10 protein-coding genes are annotated in these 15152 nt (G+C 67.8%); 5 read left to right on the top strand and 5 right to left on the bottom strand.

What is annotated here, in order from left to right; translation table 11 throughout:
- Positions 1 to 54 precede the first annotated feature (54 nt).
- The 3 genes from DCN14_RS25210 to dapC are packed head-to-tail and all read right to left on the bottom strand — an operon-like array spanning position 55 to position 2543.
- Positions 55 to 423 (bottom strand): ArsC family reductase, encoded by a 369-nt coding sequence (locus DCN14_RS25210; protein WP_044847939.1) that lies wholly within the window; start codon positions 421 to 423, stop codon positions 55 to 57.
- Positions 423 to 1250: a 2,3,4,5-tetrahydropyridine-2,6-dicarboxylate N-succinyltransferase gene (gene dapD, locus DCN14_RS25205; RefSeq protein ID WP_009695700.1), complete on the bottom strand. Its 828-nt coding sequence runs from the start codon at positions 1248 to 1250 to the stop codon at positions 423 to 425. The genes DCN14_RS25210 and dapD overlap by 1 nt, the downstream gene beginning before the upstream one ends.
- Positions 1251 to 1295: 45 nt before the next feature.
- Positions 1296 to 2543: a succinyldiaminopimelate transaminase gene (gene dapC / locus DCN14_RS25200; protein WP_096507322.1), complete on the bottom strand. Its 1248-nt coding sequence runs from the start codon at positions 2541 to 2543 to the stop codon at positions 1296 to 1298.
- A 161-nt stretch (positions 2544 to 2704) separates the two neighbouring features.
- Between dapC and DCN14_RS25195 the strand changes: the two genes are divergently transcribed.
- The 5 genes from DCN14_RS25195 (at position 2705) to def (ending at position 11461) form a co-directional block, all read left to right on the top strand.
- Positions 2705 to 3646: a DMT family transporter gene (locus DCN14_RS25195; protein ID WP_096507323.1), complete on the top strand. Its 942-nt coding sequence runs from the start codon at positions 2705 to 2707 to the stop codon at positions 3644 to 3646.
- A gap of 139 nt (positions 3647 to 3785) precedes the next feature.
- Positions 3786 to 7298, top strand: coding sequence for a chromosome segregation protein SMC (gene smc / locus DCN14_RS25190; protein WP_096507324.1), 3513 nt, complete (start codon positions 3786 to 3788; stop codon positions 7296 to 7298).
- Between the two features lie 85 nt (positions 7299 to 7383).
- Positions 7384 to 8685: a cell division protein ZipA C-terminal FtsZ-binding domain-containing protein gene (locus tag DCN14_RS25185; RefSeq protein WP_096507325.1), complete on the top strand. Its 1302-nt coding sequence runs from the start codon at positions 7384 to 7386 to the stop codon at positions 8683 to 8685.
- 170 nt (positions 8686 to 8855) lie between these two features.
- On the top strand, positions 8856 to 10931 hold the full coding sequence (gene ligA, locus DCN14_RS25180; protein WP_096507326.1) for an NAD-dependent DNA ligase LigA: 2076 nt from the start codon (positions 8856 to 8858) through the stop codon (positions 10929 to 10931).
- Entirely contained in the window at positions 10928 to 11461 is a 534-nt protein-coding gene (gene def, locus DCN14_RS25175; protein ID WP_096507327.1) for a peptide deformylase, read from the top strand. Before ligA ends, def begins: the two co-directional genes overlap by 4 nt.
- 129 nt (positions 11462 to 11590) lie before the next feature.
- On the opposite strand, the gene DCN14_RS25170 is transcribed toward def, so the two are convergent.
- Together DCN14_RS25170 and DCN14_RS25165 are read right to left on the bottom strand one after the other, a co-directional pair.
- The gene (locus DCN14_RS25170; RefSeq protein WP_096507328.1) at positions 11591 to 13054 is read right to left on the bottom strand and encodes an IS1182 family transposase; all 1464 of its coding nucleotides are present in this window, start codon (positions 13052 to 13054) and stop codon (positions 11591 to 11593) included.
- A 113-nt stretch (positions 13055 to 13167) separates the two neighbouring features.
- Positions 13168 to 15144 carry a pseudouridine synthase gene (locus DCN14_RS25165; protein WP_115531444.1) on the bottom strand — a complete coding sequence of 659 codons (1977 nt, stop codon included), beginning with the start codon at positions 15142 to 15144 and terminating at the stop codon, positions 13168 to 13170.
- Positions 15145 to 15152 lie beyond the last annotated feature (8 nt).

The following is a 15152-nucleotide window of genomic DNA, read 5'->3' as shown; positions in this document are numbered from 1 at the left end:
GGTGGCCGGCAGCGATGAGACGTCGGGCTGCGCCCGCGGGCGCAGCGCGCGGCCCTAGGCGGCGAACAGCGCTGCGTACTGATCGGCCACGAAGCCGAGCGATTTCACGCGGCCGTTGACGACGAGCACCGGGCGCTTGATGACCGACGGCTTGTGGATCATCAGCGCGACCGCGCCGGACTTCGTTTCTGCGGCGGCCTTCATGGCGTCGTCCAGGCCGCGCCACGTGGTACCGCGCTTGTTCACGAGCGCGTCGAGCGACACGTCCTTCAGCCAGTCCTCGACGAGCGGTGCGCTGACGCCGAGCTTCTTGAAGTCGTGGAACTCGAATTCGACGCCGTGATCGTCGAGCCACACGCGGGCCTTCTTCACGGTGTCGCAGTTCGGAATGCCGTAGACGACCACGGTACGCGGCTTGGCCATCAGTCGCCTCGCAGCAGCTCGTTCAGGCCGACCTTCGCGCGGGTCTTCGCGTCGACCTTCTTCACGATCACCGCGCAGTACAGGCTGTGCGAGCCGTCCTTCGACGGCAGGTTGCCGGCGACGACGACCGAGCCGGCCGGGATGCGGCCGTAGCTGACTTCGCCCGTTTCGCGATCGTAGATCTTCGTGCTCTGGCCGAGGTACACGCCCATCGAGATCACCGAGTTTTCTTCGACGATCACGCCTTCGACGACTTCCGAGCGCGCACCGATGAAGCAGTTGTCTTCGATGATGACGGGGTTCGCCTGCAGCGGCTCGAGCACGCCGCCGATGCCGACGCCGCCCGACAGGTGCACGTTCTTGCCGATCTGTGCGCACGAACCGACCGTTGCCCACGTATCGACCATCGTGCCTTCGTCGACGTATGCGCCGATGTTCGTGTACGACGGCATCAGCACGACGTTCTTCGCGATGAACGAGCCGCGGCGCGCGATGGCCGGCGGCACGACGCGGAAGCCGCCTGCGGCGAAGTCTTCGGCCGTGTAGTTCGCGAACTTCGACGGCACCTTGTCGTAGAACTGCGAGTAGCCGCCGGCGGGCATCGGTGCGTTGTCCTCCAGGCGGAACGACAGCAGCACGGCCTTCTTCAGCCACTGGTGCACGGTCCAGTTGCCGTCGATTTTCTCGGCGACGCGCAGCGCGCCCTTGTCGAGCTGCTCGATCGCGTGAGCGACGGCTTCGCGGACTTCGGCGGGCGCGGCCTTCGGCGACAGCTCGGCGCGGTTTTCCCAGGCGGTATCGATGATTTGCTGAAGTTGTTGCGACATGTTCGTTTTCGCAGGAGAGGAATGGAATTGATCGGTATGGACGTCTTACTGCGCGAGAGCCCGGCAGAAATCGACGATGCGTTGCGCGCCCTCGACGCATTCGGGGGTGCCCGCGACGAGCGCGATCCGGATGAAATCGCGGCCCGGATTCGTGCCGTGCGCATCGCGCGCCAGGTACGAGCCGGGCAGAACCGTCACATTATAGTCGGCGTACAGGCGGCGGGCGAACTCGGTGTCCGACAGGCCGGTGCGCGCGACGTTGGCCCACAGGTAGAACGCGGCGTCGGGCAGTTTCACGTCGATCACGTCGGCCAGCATCGGCGTGACGGTATTGAACTTCTGCACGTACAGCGCGCGGTTCTCGCGCACGTGCGCTTCGTCGTTCCACGCGGCGATGCTCGCATGCTGCCAGACCGGCGACAGCGCGGCGCCGTGGTACGTGCGGTACAGCAGGAATTTCTTCAGCAGCGCGGCGTCGCCGGCGACGAAGCCCGAGCGCATGCCCGGCACGTTCGAGCGCTTCGACAGGCTCGACAGCATCACGAGGCGTTCGAAGCCGCGGCCGAGGCGGTGCGCGGCCTCGAGGCCGCCGAGCGGCGGCGCCGCTTCGTCGAAATAGATTTCCGAGTAGCACTCGTCGGACGCGATCACGAAGCCGTGACGGTCGGACAGCGCGAACAGCTCGCGCCAGTCGTCGAGCGTCAGCACGGCGCCCGTCGGGTTGCCCGGCGAGCACACGTACAGCAACTGCGTGCGCGCCCAGACTTCGTCGGGGACGGCCGCGTAGTCGCACGCGAAGTTGCGCGCCGGGTCGCTGTTCGCGAAATAGGGTTCGGCACCGGCCAGCAGCGCCGCGCCTTCGTAAATTTGATAGAAAGGATTCGGACAGAGTACGATCGCCTTCTTGCCGTCCTCGGTCGGGCGTGCGTCGATGACCGTCTGCGCGAGCGAGAACAGTGCCTCGCGCGACCCGGACACCGGCAGCACCTGCGTCGCCGGATCGATCGCCGGCAGCCCGTAGCGGCGTTCGAGCCAGTGCGCGATCGACGTGCGCAGCGCGTCCGAGCCGGCGGTGGCCGGGTACGACGCGAGGCCGTCGAGGGCCGCGACCACGGCGTCGCGGATCAGCGCCGGGGTCGGGTGCTTGGGCTCGCCGATGCCGAAGCTGATTGGTTTCAGGCTGGCGGACGGCGTACCGGCACCGGGCGTCACGTCCTTGAACAGGGCGCGCAGCTTTTCGAAGGGATAGGGCTGGAGCGAGTCGAGTCGAGGGTTCACGGGCGAAGCGGCCATCGCGGCCTGGTTGGGGCGAAAGGGGGCGGCTCAGGGGCCGCGCGGCTGCGAACGGGCGCCGACGGCGCGCGGTTCGCAACGGACGATTATAGCGTGGCGCAATGCGGTCACGGCCCGCCGGAACGGCGGCCGGGCCGGTCGAATAAAGGGTATTGAACCAAATGAACAACCCGGTACGCGGCAGCCTGCCGACGCTGGCCATCCTGATCGGCGCCTCGGTATGGGGCCTGATCTGGTATCCGCTGCGGATCCTCGCGTCGCTCGGCCTCACCGGCACGCTCGCGAGCGCGCTGACGAGCGCCGTCGCGTTCCTGTTCGTGGTCGTGGTGCGCCACGGCACGATTTCGACGCTGCGCTGGCACTGGGTGCTGCCGGGCATCGCGATCACGGCCGGCGTGACGAACCTCGGCTTCGTGTGGGGCACGATCCACGGCGAAGTGCTGCGCGTGATGCTGCTGTTCTACCTGACCCCGGCGTGGACCGCGATCTACGCGCATTTCCTGTTGCGCGAGCGGCTGACCTGGGCCGGCGCGGGGCTGGCGGCGCTGTCGATCGGCGGCGCGATGCTGATGCTGTGGTCGCCGAAGCTCGGCGTGCCGCTGCCGGCCAACCCGGCCGAGTGGGCGGGGCTCGCGGCCGGACTGAGTTTCGCGATGAGCAACGTGCTCGTGATCAAGGCGAGCCGCGAGCTGCCGGAGATGCGCGCGGAAATGCGCACCGCGACGCTGTTCGGCGGCGCGGCGGTGTTCGGCGCGATCGCGTCGCTGTTCGAGGGCTTGCCGGCCGCGCCGGCGGGCGGCCCGTTCGGCACCGCGGCGCTGATCATCGTCGCGATCGGCGTGACGATCGCGGTGAACAACCTGCTCGTGCAATACGGGCTCGCGCGCGTGCCGGCGAACCGCGCGTCGATCATCATGCTGTTCGAGATCGTGATCACCGCGCTGTCGGCGTGGGTGTTCGCGAACGAACTGCCGACCGCGCGCGAGTGGGCGGGCGGCGCGTGCATCGTGCTCGCGACGCTGCTGTCGAGCCGGGTCCATCGTGCCACGCCGGCACCGGGCAAACCCGGCGACGGGCGGGACGGCGCGCGCGCGATGGTATGATGGAAGCCGTTTGCGGGGCCCAACGCTGGATGCGCGCGGCCCCGCTTTTGAATTCCGGGGCGCGTCGCGCACACGGGCCGTTCGGCCCCGCGCATCGCGGCCCCGTCCGTTTCACACCTTCTTCACATCCGATACCGCCGTGCGTCTGAGCTCGATCAAACTCGCTGGCTTCAAATCCTTTGTCGATCCCACGCATTTCCAGGTTCCGGGCCAGCTTGTCGGCGTGGTGGGCCCGAACGGGTGCGGCAAGTCCAACATCATCGATGCCGTGCGCTGGGTGCTCGGCGAGTCGCGCGCGTCCGAGCTGCGCGGCGAGTCGATGCAGGACGTGATCTTCAACGGCTCGACCGCCCGCAAGCCCGGCAGCCGGGCAAGCGTCGAACTGATCTTCGACAACTCCGACGGCCGCGCGGCCGGACAGTGGGGCCAGTACGGCGAGATCGCCGTGAAGCGCGTGCTGACGCGCGACGGCACGTCGAGCTACTACATCAACAACCTGCCGGCGCGCCGCCGCGACATCCAGGACATCTTCCTCGGCACCGGTCTCGGCCCGCGCGCGTACGCGATCATCGGGCAGGGGATGATCGCGCGGATCATCGAGGCGAAGCCGGAAGAGCTGCGCGTGTTCCTCGAGGAAGCCGCGGGCGTGTCGAAGTACAAGGAGCGCCGCCGCGAGACCGAGAACCGTCTGCACGACACGCGCGAGAACCTGACGCGCGTTGAGGACATCGTCCGCGAGCTCGGCGCGAACCTCGAGAAGCTCGAGGCGCAGGCCGTCGTCGCGACCAGGTACAAGGAACTCGTCGCCGACGGCGAAGAGAAGCAGCGCCTGTTGTGGCTGCTGCGCAAGAACGAGGCCGCGGGCGAGCAGCAGAAGCAGCAGCGGGCGATCGAGCAGGCGCAGATCGACCTCGAGGCGCAGACGGCCAGGCTGCGCGAGGTCGAGTCGCAGCTCGAGACGCTGCGGGTCGCGCATTACTCGGCGAGCGACGCGATGCAGGGCGCGCAGGGCGCGCTCTACGAGGCGAACGCCGAAGTGAGCCGCCTCGAGGCCGAGATCAAGTTCATCGTCGAATCGCGCAACCGCGTGCAGGCGCAGATCGCCGCACTGAACGCGCAGCGCGAGCAATGGCGCGCGCAGGCCGGGAAGGCGCAGGACGAACTCGAGGAAGCCGAAGAGGCGCGCGCGATGGCCGACGAGAAGGCCGCGCTCGCCGAAGACAACGCGGCGGCGAAGCACGACGCGCTGCCGGCCCTCGAAGCGAAGTGGCGCGACGCGCAGGCACAGCTCAACGACGAGCGCACGCGGATCGCGCAGACCGAACAGTCGCTGAAGCTCGAAGCCGCGCACCAGCGCAACGCCGACCAGCAGCTCCAGCAGCTTCAGCAGCGCCACGAGCGCCTGAAGTCCGAGGCGGGCGGGCTCGACGCGCCGGACGAGGCGCAGCTCGAAGAGTTGCGCATGCAGCTCGCCGAACAGGAAGAGATCCTCGCCGAAGCGCAGGCGCGGCTTGCCGACGCGCAGGAAACGGTGCCGCGCCTCGACGGCGAACGCCGCGCCGCGCAAGAGCGCGTGCAGGCCGAAAGCGCGCAGATCCACCAGCTCGAGGCGCGGCTCGCCGCGCTGAAGCAGCTGCAGGAGAACGTGCAGACCGAAGGCAAGATCCAGCCGTGGCTCGACAAGCACGAACTCGGCGCGCTGCCGCGCCTGTGGAAGAAGCTGCACGTCGAACCGGGCTGGGAAGCGGCGCTCGAGGCGGTATTGCGCGAGCGTCTCGCTGCGCTCGAAGTGTCGAATCTCGACTGGGTGAAGGCGTTCGCGACCGACGCGCCGCCCGCGAAGCTCGCGTTCTATGCGCCGCCCGCGGCCGGCGAACCGCCTGCCGCGGCAGCCGGGCTGCGCCCGGTGCTGTCGCTGCTGCGCATCGACGACGCGGGCATCCGCGCGGTGCTGAACGACTGGCTCGGCAACGTGTACGTCGCCGACGACGTCGCGCAGGCGCTCGCGGCGCGCGCGCAACTGCCGGCGGGCGGCGCATTCGTCGTCAAGGCCGGCCACATCGTCACGCGGGTCGGCGTGCAGCTGTACGCAGCCGATTCGGAGCAGGCCGGGATGCTGGCCCGCCAGCAGGAAATCGAAAACCTGACGCGCCAGGTGCGCGCACAGGCGCTCCTTGCCGACGAGGCGCGCACGGCCGCCGTGCGGGCGGAAGCCGCGCACACGCAGGCCACCCAGGCGCTGGGCGACGTGCGCGCCCAGGCCGAACGCGCGACGCAGCGCGTGCACGCGCTGCAGATGGACGTGCTGAAGCTCGCGCAGGCACATGAACGCTACACGCAGCGCAGCACGCAGATCCGCGAGGAACTCGAGGAAATCGGCGCGCAGGTCGACGAGCAGCGTGCGCTGCGCGCGGAGTCGGAAGCGAACTTCGAGCGCTTCGACGGCGAGCTTGCCGAGTTGCAGGCGCGTTTCGAAGACAACCAGCTCGCGTTCGAAGCACTCGACGAATCGCTGACGCAGGCACGCCAGGAAGCCCGCGACCTCGAGCGCGGCGCGAACGACGCGCGCTTCGCCGCGCGCAACGCCGTCACGCGGATCGACGAGCTCAAGCGCAGCATCCAGGTCGCGCACGAGCAGAGCGAACGCGTCGCCGCCTCGCTGGAAGACGCGCGTGCCGAACTCGAAACGATCAACGAGCAGACCGCGCATACGGGCCTGCAGGACGCGCTCGAAATTCGCGCGGTCAAGGAAGAAGCGCTGCAGGCCGCGCGGATCGAACTCGACGACCTGACCGCGAAGCTGCGCGCATCGGACGAGCAGCGTCTCGTGGCCGAACGTTCGCTGCAGCCGCTGCGCGATCGCATCACCGAGCTGCAACTGAAGGAGCAGGCCGCGCGCCTGTCCGTCGAGCAGTTCGCCGAGCAGCTCACGGCGGCCGAGGTCGACGAGGAAGCGCTGCGCGACAAGCTGACGCCGGATCTCAAGCCATCGTACCTGCAGGGCGAAGTCACGCGCCTGAACAACGCGATCAATGCGCTTGGCCCGGTGAACATGGCCGCGCTCGACGAGCTGAAGGCCGCCAGCGAGCGCAAGGTGTTCCTCGACGCGCAGTCGGCCGACCTGACCGACGCGATCACGACGCTCGAGGACGCGATCCACAAGATCGACCAGGAAACCCGCACGTTGCTGCAGGGCACCTTCGACGAGGTCAACCGTCACTTCAGCGACCTGTTCCCGCGCCTGTTCGGCGGCGGCCAGGCGAAGCTGATCATGACGGGCGACGAAATCCTGGATGCCGGCGTGCAGGTGATGGCGCAGCCGCCGGGCAAGAAGAACGCGACCATCCACCTGCTGTCGGGCGGCGAGAAGGCGCTGACCGCCACCGCGCTGGTGTTCGCGATGTTCCAGCTGAACCCGGCGCCGTTCTGTCTGCTCGACGAGGTCGATGCGCCGCTCGACGACGCGAACACCGAGCGTTTCGCGAATCTCGTGCGCGCAATGTCCGACAAGACGCAGTTCCTTTTCATCTCGCACAACAAGATCGCGATGGAGATGGCGCAGCAGCTGATCGGCGTGACGATGCAGGAGCAGGGTGTGTCGCGGATCGTCGCGGTGGACATGGAAACCGCCGCGGGTTTTGCGCAGAATTGACGTTTGACGAAACCGGATCGCGTTCGCGCGGCGCATGGGCGCCCGTTCGCGGTTCCGACGAAAAAGAATTGCTGATGGAGCGTGCATGGACGAGTTGACACTCGGTTTGATCGGCGCGGGCGCCGTCGTGGTGGGCGGCGTCGTGGTCTACAACGCGTGGCAGGGCGCGAAGGTGCGGCGCAAGATGCCGCGCCCGATGCCGGAAGAAGCGGCCGAGGCGATGAATCGCCCCGAGCGCGACGATGAGCGGCCGTTCATCGAGCCGGTGCGCCAGCCCACGCGGCGTGAACCGGCTGCACCGGCGCCGGCGGCGGCCGCGAGTGCGTCGACCGACGCCGCGCGCGTCGAGCCGACGTTCGGCGGCGTAGCGCCGGCGGACACGCCGGCCGACCTGCAGGCCGAGGCGACCGGCACCGACCCGTCGCCGGAGTCGACCGAATCGGCTGCATCGACCGAACAGGCCGTTCACGCAGAACCGGCAGCCGCCGCGTCCGAAGCACCGGCGCCCGCGGCATCGAACGAGCCGGCCGAACCCGTGCTGCCGGCTGCGACGACGATCTCGTCGGCGCCTCCCGCGATCGTCGACCGCCGGATCGACTGCATCGTGCCGATCCGCCTTGGCGGATCGCTGCCGGGCGACAAGATCCTGCCGGCCGCCCAGCGGCTGCGCCGGGCGGGCAGCAAGCCCGTGCATATCGAAGGCAAGCCGGAAGGCGGCCAGTGGGAGCTGCTGCAGAACGGCGTGCGCTATGAAGAGCTGCGCGCGGCCGCACAGCTCGCGAATCGCAGCGGCGCGCTCAACGAGCTTGAATTCTCCGAATTCGTGACGGGTGTCCAGCAGTTCGCCGATGCAATCGACGGCGCGCCGGAATTCCCGGACATGATGGAGACGGTCGCGATGGCGCGCGAGCTCGACGGCTTTGCCGCGCAGTGCGATGCGCAGCTGTCGATCAACGTGATGTCGGACGGCGCACCGTGGTCGGCGAACTACGTGCAGGCTGTTGCCTCGCAGGACGGGCTGCTGCTGTCGCGCGACGGCACGCGCTTCGTGAAACTCGACGCGAAGCAGAACCCCGTGTTCATGCTGCAGTTCGGCGACACGAACTTCTTGCGCGACGACCTCACGTACAAGGGCGGCAACATGATCACGCTGGTGCTCGACGTGCCGGTCGCGGAAGAGGACATCCTGCCGTTCCGGCTGATGTGCGATTACGCGAAGTCGCTGTCCGAGCGGATCGGCGCGCGCGTCGTCGACGATTCGCGCCGGCCGCTGCCGGAATCGACGCTGGTCGCGATCGATCAGCAGTTGATGAAGCTGTACGCGAAGCTCGAGGAAGCCGGCATCCCGGCCGGTTCGCCGGTCACGCGCCGCCTCTTCAGCCAGTAACGCGTGTTGCGGGCGGCGGCATCCGGTGCCGCCGCCCGTCGCCGCAGTGCCGCACACACGCCGCCCGCGTGCGCTGCGAGGGGCCGTGTGGCACGCATTGCGTGTCGCCGTCGCGGCGTCAAACTGAGATAATCGAACATCCGATTTTTCAGAACGAATCTGCCGCCAGCATGGCCCGAACCCAAGCCGAACCGCCAGCCAGCCAGCCCGACGCGCGTGCCGCGTGGCTGCGCGATCAACTCGAGCGGGCGAACCACGCCTACTACGTGCTCGACCAGCCGGATCTGCCCGACGCCGAATACGACCGGCTGTTTGGCGAGCTGCAGCAACTCGAAACCGATCATCCCGAACTCGTGACGCCCGATTCGCCGACGCAACGCGTCGGCGGCGAAGTGGCAAACGGCTTCACGCCGGTCGTCCATGACGCGCCGATGCTGTCGTTGAACAACGGCTTCGCCGACGAGGACATCGTCGCGTTCGACAAGCGCGTCGCCGATGCGCTCGACAAGACGACCGACCTCGCCGGTTCGGTGACCGACCCCGTCGAATACGCGTGCGAGTTGAAGTTCGACGGACTCGCGATCTCGTTGCGCTATGAGCGCGGCGTATTCGTACAGGCGTCGACGCGCGGCGACGGCACGACGGGCGAGGACGTGACGGAGAACGTCCGCACGATCCGCTCGATTCCGCTGAAGCTGAAAGGCGCCCACGTGCCGGCCGTGCTCGACGTACGCGGCGAGGTACTGATGTTCAAGCGCGATTTCGCACGCCTGAACGAACGCCAGCGCGCGGCCGAGCAGCGCGAATTCGCGAACCCGCGCAATGCGGCGGCGGGCAGCCTGCGCCAGCTCGACCCGAAGATCACCGCGCAGCGTCCGCTGTCGTTCTTCTCATACGGGATCGGTGTGCTCGACGGCATGCCGATGCCGGATACGCACAGCGCGCTGCTCGACTGGTACGAGTCGCTCGGGTTGCCGGTGAACCGTGAGCGCGCGGTCGTGCACGGCGCCGACGGGCTGCTTGGCTTCTTCCGCAAGATCGGCGAGAAGCGCGAGTCGCTGCCGTACGACATCGACGGCGTCGTCTACAAGGTGAACCGGCGCGACGAACAGGACCGTCTCGGCTTCGTGTCGCGTGCGCCACGCTTTGCGCTCGCGCACAAGTTTCCCGCACAGGAAGCGCTGACGAAGCTCGTCGCGATCGACGTGCAGGTCGGCCGCACCGGCGCGATCACGCCCGTTGCACGGCTCGAACCCGTGTTCGTCGGTGGCGCGACGGTGACCAACGCGACGCTGCACAACGAGGATGAAGTACGCCGCAAGGACATCCGGATCGGCGATACCGTGATCGTTCGACGAGCGGGCGACGTGATTCCGGAGGTCGTCGGCGCGCTGCTCGATCGCCGGCCGGCCGATGCGGCCGAATTCGTGATGCCGACCGAATGCCCGGTGTGCGGCTCGAAGATCGAGCGGCTGCCCGACGAGGCGATCGCGCGCTGCACGGGCGGCCTGTTCTGCCCGGCGCAGCGCAAGCAGGCGCTGTGGCATTTCGCGCAGCGCCGCGCGCTCGACATCGACGGGCTCGGCGAGAAGATCATCGATCAGCTGGTCGAACTGAATCTCGTGCGCACGCCGGCCGACCTGTTCAATCTGGGTTTCGCGACGCTCGCGGAACTCGACCGGTTCGCCGACAAGTCCGCGCAGAACCTGCTCGACTCGCTCGAGAAGGCGAAGCACACGACGCTCGCGCGCTTCATCTACGGGCTCGGCATCCGGCATGTCGGCGAGTCGACCGCGAAGGATCTCGCGAAGCATTTCGGTTCGCTGACACCGATCATGGACGCGTCGATCGACGAACTGCTCGAAGTCAACGACGTCGGGCCGATCGTCGCCGAGTCGCTTCACCAGTTCTTCGCGGAAGAGCACAACCGGACCGTGATCGAGCAACTGCGCGCGCCCGGCAGGGTCACGTGGCCGGAGGGCCCGCCTGCGCCGAAGGCGCCGCAGGGTGTGCTGGCCGGCAAGACGGTCGTGCTGACGGGCACGCTGCCTACGCTCACGCGCGACGCCGCGAAAGAGATGCTCGAAGCGGCGGGCGCGAAAGTCGCGGGCTCGGTATCGAAGAAGACGGATTACGTGGTTGCGGGTGCCGAGGCGGGCAGCAAGCTCGTGAAGGCCGAGGAACTCGGCATTCCCGTACTGGACGAAGACGGACTGCACCAACTCCTGGAGGGCAACACGCCATGATTCGCGAGATCCTGAAGATGGGCGACCCGCGCCTGCTCGAAGTCGCCAAACCGGTCGAGCGGTTCGATACACCCGAGCTGCACGAGATCGTCGCGGACATGTTCGAGACGATGCATCACGCGAACGGTGCGGGGCTCGCCGCGCCGCAGCTCGGCATCGGGCTGCAGATCATCATCTTCGGCTTCGGCAGCAACAACCGTTATCCGGACGCACCGCCCGTGCCCGAGACCGTGCTGATCAACCCGAAGATCGAATACATGCCGCCGGACATGGAAGAGGGCTGGGAGGGCTGCCTGTCGGTGCCGGGCATGCGCGGCGTCGTCAGCCGCTACGCGAAGGTGCGCTATAGCGGTTACGACCAGTTCGGCGCGAAGATCGACCGCGTCGCCGAAGGCTTCCACGCGCGCGTGGTCCAGCATGAATACGACCACCTGATCGGCAAGCTCTATCCGATGCGGATCACCGACTTCACGCGCTTCGGTTTCACCGAGGTGCTGTTCCCGGGGCTCGATCCGGCCGACGACGACTGACCGGCACGCGGACGCCTGCGCGGCATGAGGTGCAGGCGCTGCACCGGAAAAGAAAAAGCCCGCGCAAGCGGGCTCAGACTGCTGACGAACCCCACGTTTTTCGGAGCGTGGGGTTTTGTTTTTTCGGAATCAGGGTGACAGACTCGCCGCGAGCGAGCAGTCGAATCTGCCAGGCAAACCGCTCACGAGACGTAGCAGAATGCGTGCGAAGCGCCAATCGGGACCCGCTGGCCCCTTTTTCCCTCTCCGGGCCAACAGCATCGCGATCTTCTTGATGTTCTGTGCCGCCGCGGCCAGCAAGCACTGTTCGGCCACCTTGCGCAGCCCGCGCATGCGCGCATAGCGATGCCCGTGCAGTTGCTTGGCATCGGCGAAGCTGCGTTCCACCGTCTCCTTGCGCCGAGCGTAAATGCGTTGACCCCATTCGGTCAGGCGCCGCGCGTCCACTCGCACCTTGGCACGCTCCCAGACATGGCGCGTTACCACCTTCACCGTATTCGCGCTGTTTGTGCACTGCGCGCGCACCAGGCAGTGCCGGCAGATCTGTGGATTGGATTTGTATTCCCGATAGCCGACCCGATTGGTCGTGCTGTACGGCAGTGCTTGCCCCTGCGGGCATACGTATTCGTTGCGATACGCGTCGTACTTGAACTGCCGTTTGTAGAACATGCCCGGCTTGTGGTTCGGCGTGCGATAGCCCATTACCCCGGCAATCCCGCGTTCCTCCAGCCCCTGGCACACCGCCGGCGTGAAGTAGCCCGCATCCAGTCCGACTGCCTCAACCTTGAACTCGAAGTGCTTGCGCTGCCGATCCAGTCGATCCAGATACGGCTGGCTGTCGTGCACCGAGGCCGGCGTCACATGCGTATCGGTGATGATCGTGTGCTTGGCATCCACCGTGCGGTGATCCAGATAAAAGAATCCCTTCGGCTTGTCGTCCCGGACCATGTAGCCGCTGTCCGGATCAGTCCGGCTGACCTTGGTGTCCTTGCTCGGGGGGGGCTCGTCGTCGTCGCGATCCAGCGGCTTCTTGCCGTGCGCGGCCCGGTCCGCGTCCACCGCCGCATTCAGCGCCTCCGTATACGCCGCAGGCGTCTGCTCTAGCTTCACCGTGTCAAACTTGGCCTTGTTCGCGCTTGCCTTCAGGTGCGTACTGTCCGTGTATAGCACCCGACCGTCGACCAGCCCGCGCTTGATCGCCTGCCGCACGATCTCGTCGAATATCTCCTGATACACCGTCGTGTCCGTGAAGCGTCGGCGACGATTCTGCGAGAACGTCGAGGCATCCGGCACCTTGTCGGTCAGCCGAAATCGGGCGAACCAGCGATAGGCGACATTGACCTGCACCTCGCGCATCAATTGCCGCTCGCTGCGCACGCCGAACAGGTAGCCGATGAACAACAGCTTGAACATCACCACTGGGTCCAGCGCTGGCCGCCCGTTGTCCACGCAGTACAAGTGCGCCACCTTCTCGCGAATGAACTCGAAATCCACCGCCGCATCGATCTGGCGCAGCAGGTGGTCCTTCGGCACGAGTTCCTCGAGCGTCACCATCTCGAGTTCGTGCTGCGTGGGCGTCGGAATCTTCAGCATCACGCTATTAAAAACAAAACCCTCGCGCTTGGCGAGGGTTTGTCAACAATCTGAGCCCGCGCAAGCGGGCTTTTTCTTTGCGTGGCACGCGTAGCGTGCTCGCCGTCAGAACGTCAGAACGACTCGTCGGCCGACAGATAGCGCCATTGCCCTTGCGGCAGCGCGCCCAGCATCACGCGGCCCATGCGCACGCGCTTCAGGCCGATCACTTCGAGGCCGACCAGCTCGCACATGCGGCGGATCTGACGCTTCTTGCCTTCGCGCAGCACGAAGCGCAACTGCTCGCCGTTCTGCCAGCTCACCATCGCCGGCTTCAGCGCGACGCCGTCGAGTTCGAGACCGTGGCGCAGCTTCGCGAGCGATTCAGCCGGGAAATGCTGATCGATGTCGATGAGCCGCTCGCCGAAGCGCACGCGCACCAGATATTCCTTGTCGATGTCCGACTGCTCGCCGATCAGTTGCTTCGCGATCCGGCCGTTCTGCGTCAGCACGAGCATGCCGGTCGAATCGATGTCGAGGCGACCGGCCGGCGCGAGCGCGTGCAGGTGCTGCGGCGAGAATCGAACCTGCGAACGGTCGCCGCTCCACTGGTTCGCGCGCGTGATCAGCACGGATGCGGGCTCATAGCCGTCTTCCGCCTGACCGGACACGTAGCCGACCGGCTTGTGCAGCAGGATCGTCACTTGCGCGGCCTGCGCGGCGCTGGCGCGCTCGTCGATCTCGATCTTCTGGTCGGGGCGGACCTTGGTGCCGAGCGTGTCGATGCGTTCACCGTCGACGAGCACCCAGCCTTTCTCGATCCATTCGTCGGCTTCGCGGCGCGAGCACAGGCCGAGCTCGGACATGCGCTTCGACAGGCGCATCAGGCCCGTTTCGTCGCCGTGATCGATGTCGGCCTCGCGGCGCTTGACGGGTTGCGCGGTTTTCAGCGGCGCGCCGCTCGAGCGGCGCGCGGTGCTGCTGCGTTCGCCGTCGCGTGCGGGACGGGCCGGACGGTCGGACGACGTGCGGCGCTCGCCGAAGCTGCGCTTCGCGCCTTCACCGGCCGCCTTGTCGCGATAGGGCGCGCGTGCGGCGCCTTCGGCGCCGGCGCGGCGCGGTCGCGCATCGTCATCGCTGCGGCGGGCCGGACGATCGGACGACGTGCGGCGTTCGCCGAAGCTGCGCTTCGTGCCTTCACCGGCTGCCTTGTCGCGATAGGGTGCGCGTGTGCTGCCTTCGGCACCGGCGCGGCGCGGCCGCGCATCGTCGTCGCTGCGGCGGGCCGGACGATCGGACGACGCGCCGCGCTCGCCGAAGCTGCGTTTTTCGCCGTAGCCGGTTGCCTTGTCGCGATAGGGCGCGCGTGCGCCGCCTTCGGCATCCGAGCGGCGCGGCCGCGCATCGTCGCTGCGACGTGCGGGGCGATCGGACGACGCGCCGCGCTCGCCGAAGCTGCGCTTCTCGCCGTAGCCGGTTGCCTTGTCGCGGTAGGGCGCGCGTGCGCCGCCTTCGGCATCCGAGCGGCGCGGCCGCGCATCGTCGCTGCGACGTGCGGGGCGATCGGACGACGCGCCGCGCTCGCCGAAGCTGCGCTTCTCGCCGTAGCCGGTTGCCTTGTCGCGGTAGGGCGCGCGTGCGCCGCCTTCGGCACCTGAGCGGCGCGGCCGCGCATCGTCGTCGCTGCGACGTGCGGGGCGATCGGACGATGCGCCGCGTTCGCCGAAGCTGCGCTTCGCGCCTTCACCGGCTGCCTTGTCTCGATAGGGTGCGCGTGCACCGCCTTCGGCGCTGCGATACGGACGGGCATCGCCGCGCTCGCCGCGGCCGCCCGGCTTCGCATCGCTGCGATAGCCGCGTTCCGCACCGCCGTCACGCGGGGCCCGCTTCGCCGGAGCACGCTCCGCATCCGGACGTTCCGTGGCACGCGGCTTGAATGCACGTTCGCCGGCGGCTGCCGGCGCGGACGCCTTCTTCGGGCGCGCCGGCTTGTCGGCCGCGGACGGTGCGGCGGGGCGCACCGCCTTGCGGGCGACGAGGCTGCCGGAGCGGACGGGGGCGCGGGTCGGCGACGCCGGCTTCGGATTCTTGACGGTTAATTTGGTGCGCATAAACGCTG

The sequence above is a fragment of the Burkholderia sp. IDO3 genome, assembly GCF_003366075.1.
GTDB lineage: Bacteria > Pseudomonadota > Gammaproteobacteria > Burkholderiales > Burkholderiaceae > Burkholderia > Burkholderia anthina.
Note: the sequence above shows the minus strand (reverse complement) of the source record. Positions and strands in the feature narration are given on the sequence as shown.

Bases quoted from the DNA above. Each gene is read 5' to 3' on its own strand.
- DCN14_RS25210 (WP_044847939.1), bottom strand. From the start codon at position 423: ATGGCCAAGCCGCGTACCGTGGTCGTCTACGGCATTCCGAACTGCGAC.
- dapD (WP_009695700.1), bottom strand. From the start codon at position 1,250: ATGTCGCAACAACTTCAGCAAATCATCGATACCGCCTGGGAAAACCGC.
- dapC (WP_096507322.1), bottom strand. From the start codon at position 2,543: ATGGCCGCTTCGCCCGTGAACCCTCGACTCGACTCGCTCCAGCCCTAT.
- DCN14_RS25195 (WP_096507323.1), top strand. From the start codon at position 2,705: ATGAACAACCCGGTACGCGGCAGCCTGCCGACGCTGGCCATCCTGATC.
- DCN14_RS25185 (WP_096507325.1), top strand. From the start codon at position 7,384: ATGGACGAGTTGACACTCGGTTTGATCGGCGCGGGCGCCGTCGTGGTG.
- ligA (WP_096507326.1), top strand. From the start codon at position 8,856: ATGGCCCGAACCCAAGCCGAACCGCCAGCCAGCCAGCCCGACGCGCGT.
- def (WP_096507327.1), top strand. From the start codon at position 10,928: ATGATTCGCGAGATCCTGAAGATGGGCGACCCGCGCCTGCTCGAAGTC.
- DCN14_RS25170 (WP_096507328.1), bottom strand. From the start codon at position 13,054: ATGCTGAAGATTCCGACGCCCACGCAGCACGAACTCGAGATGGTGACG.
- DCN14_RS25165 (WP_115531444.1), bottom strand. From the start codon at position 15,144: ATGCGCACCAAATTAACCGTCAAGAATCCGAAGCCGGCGTCGCCGACC.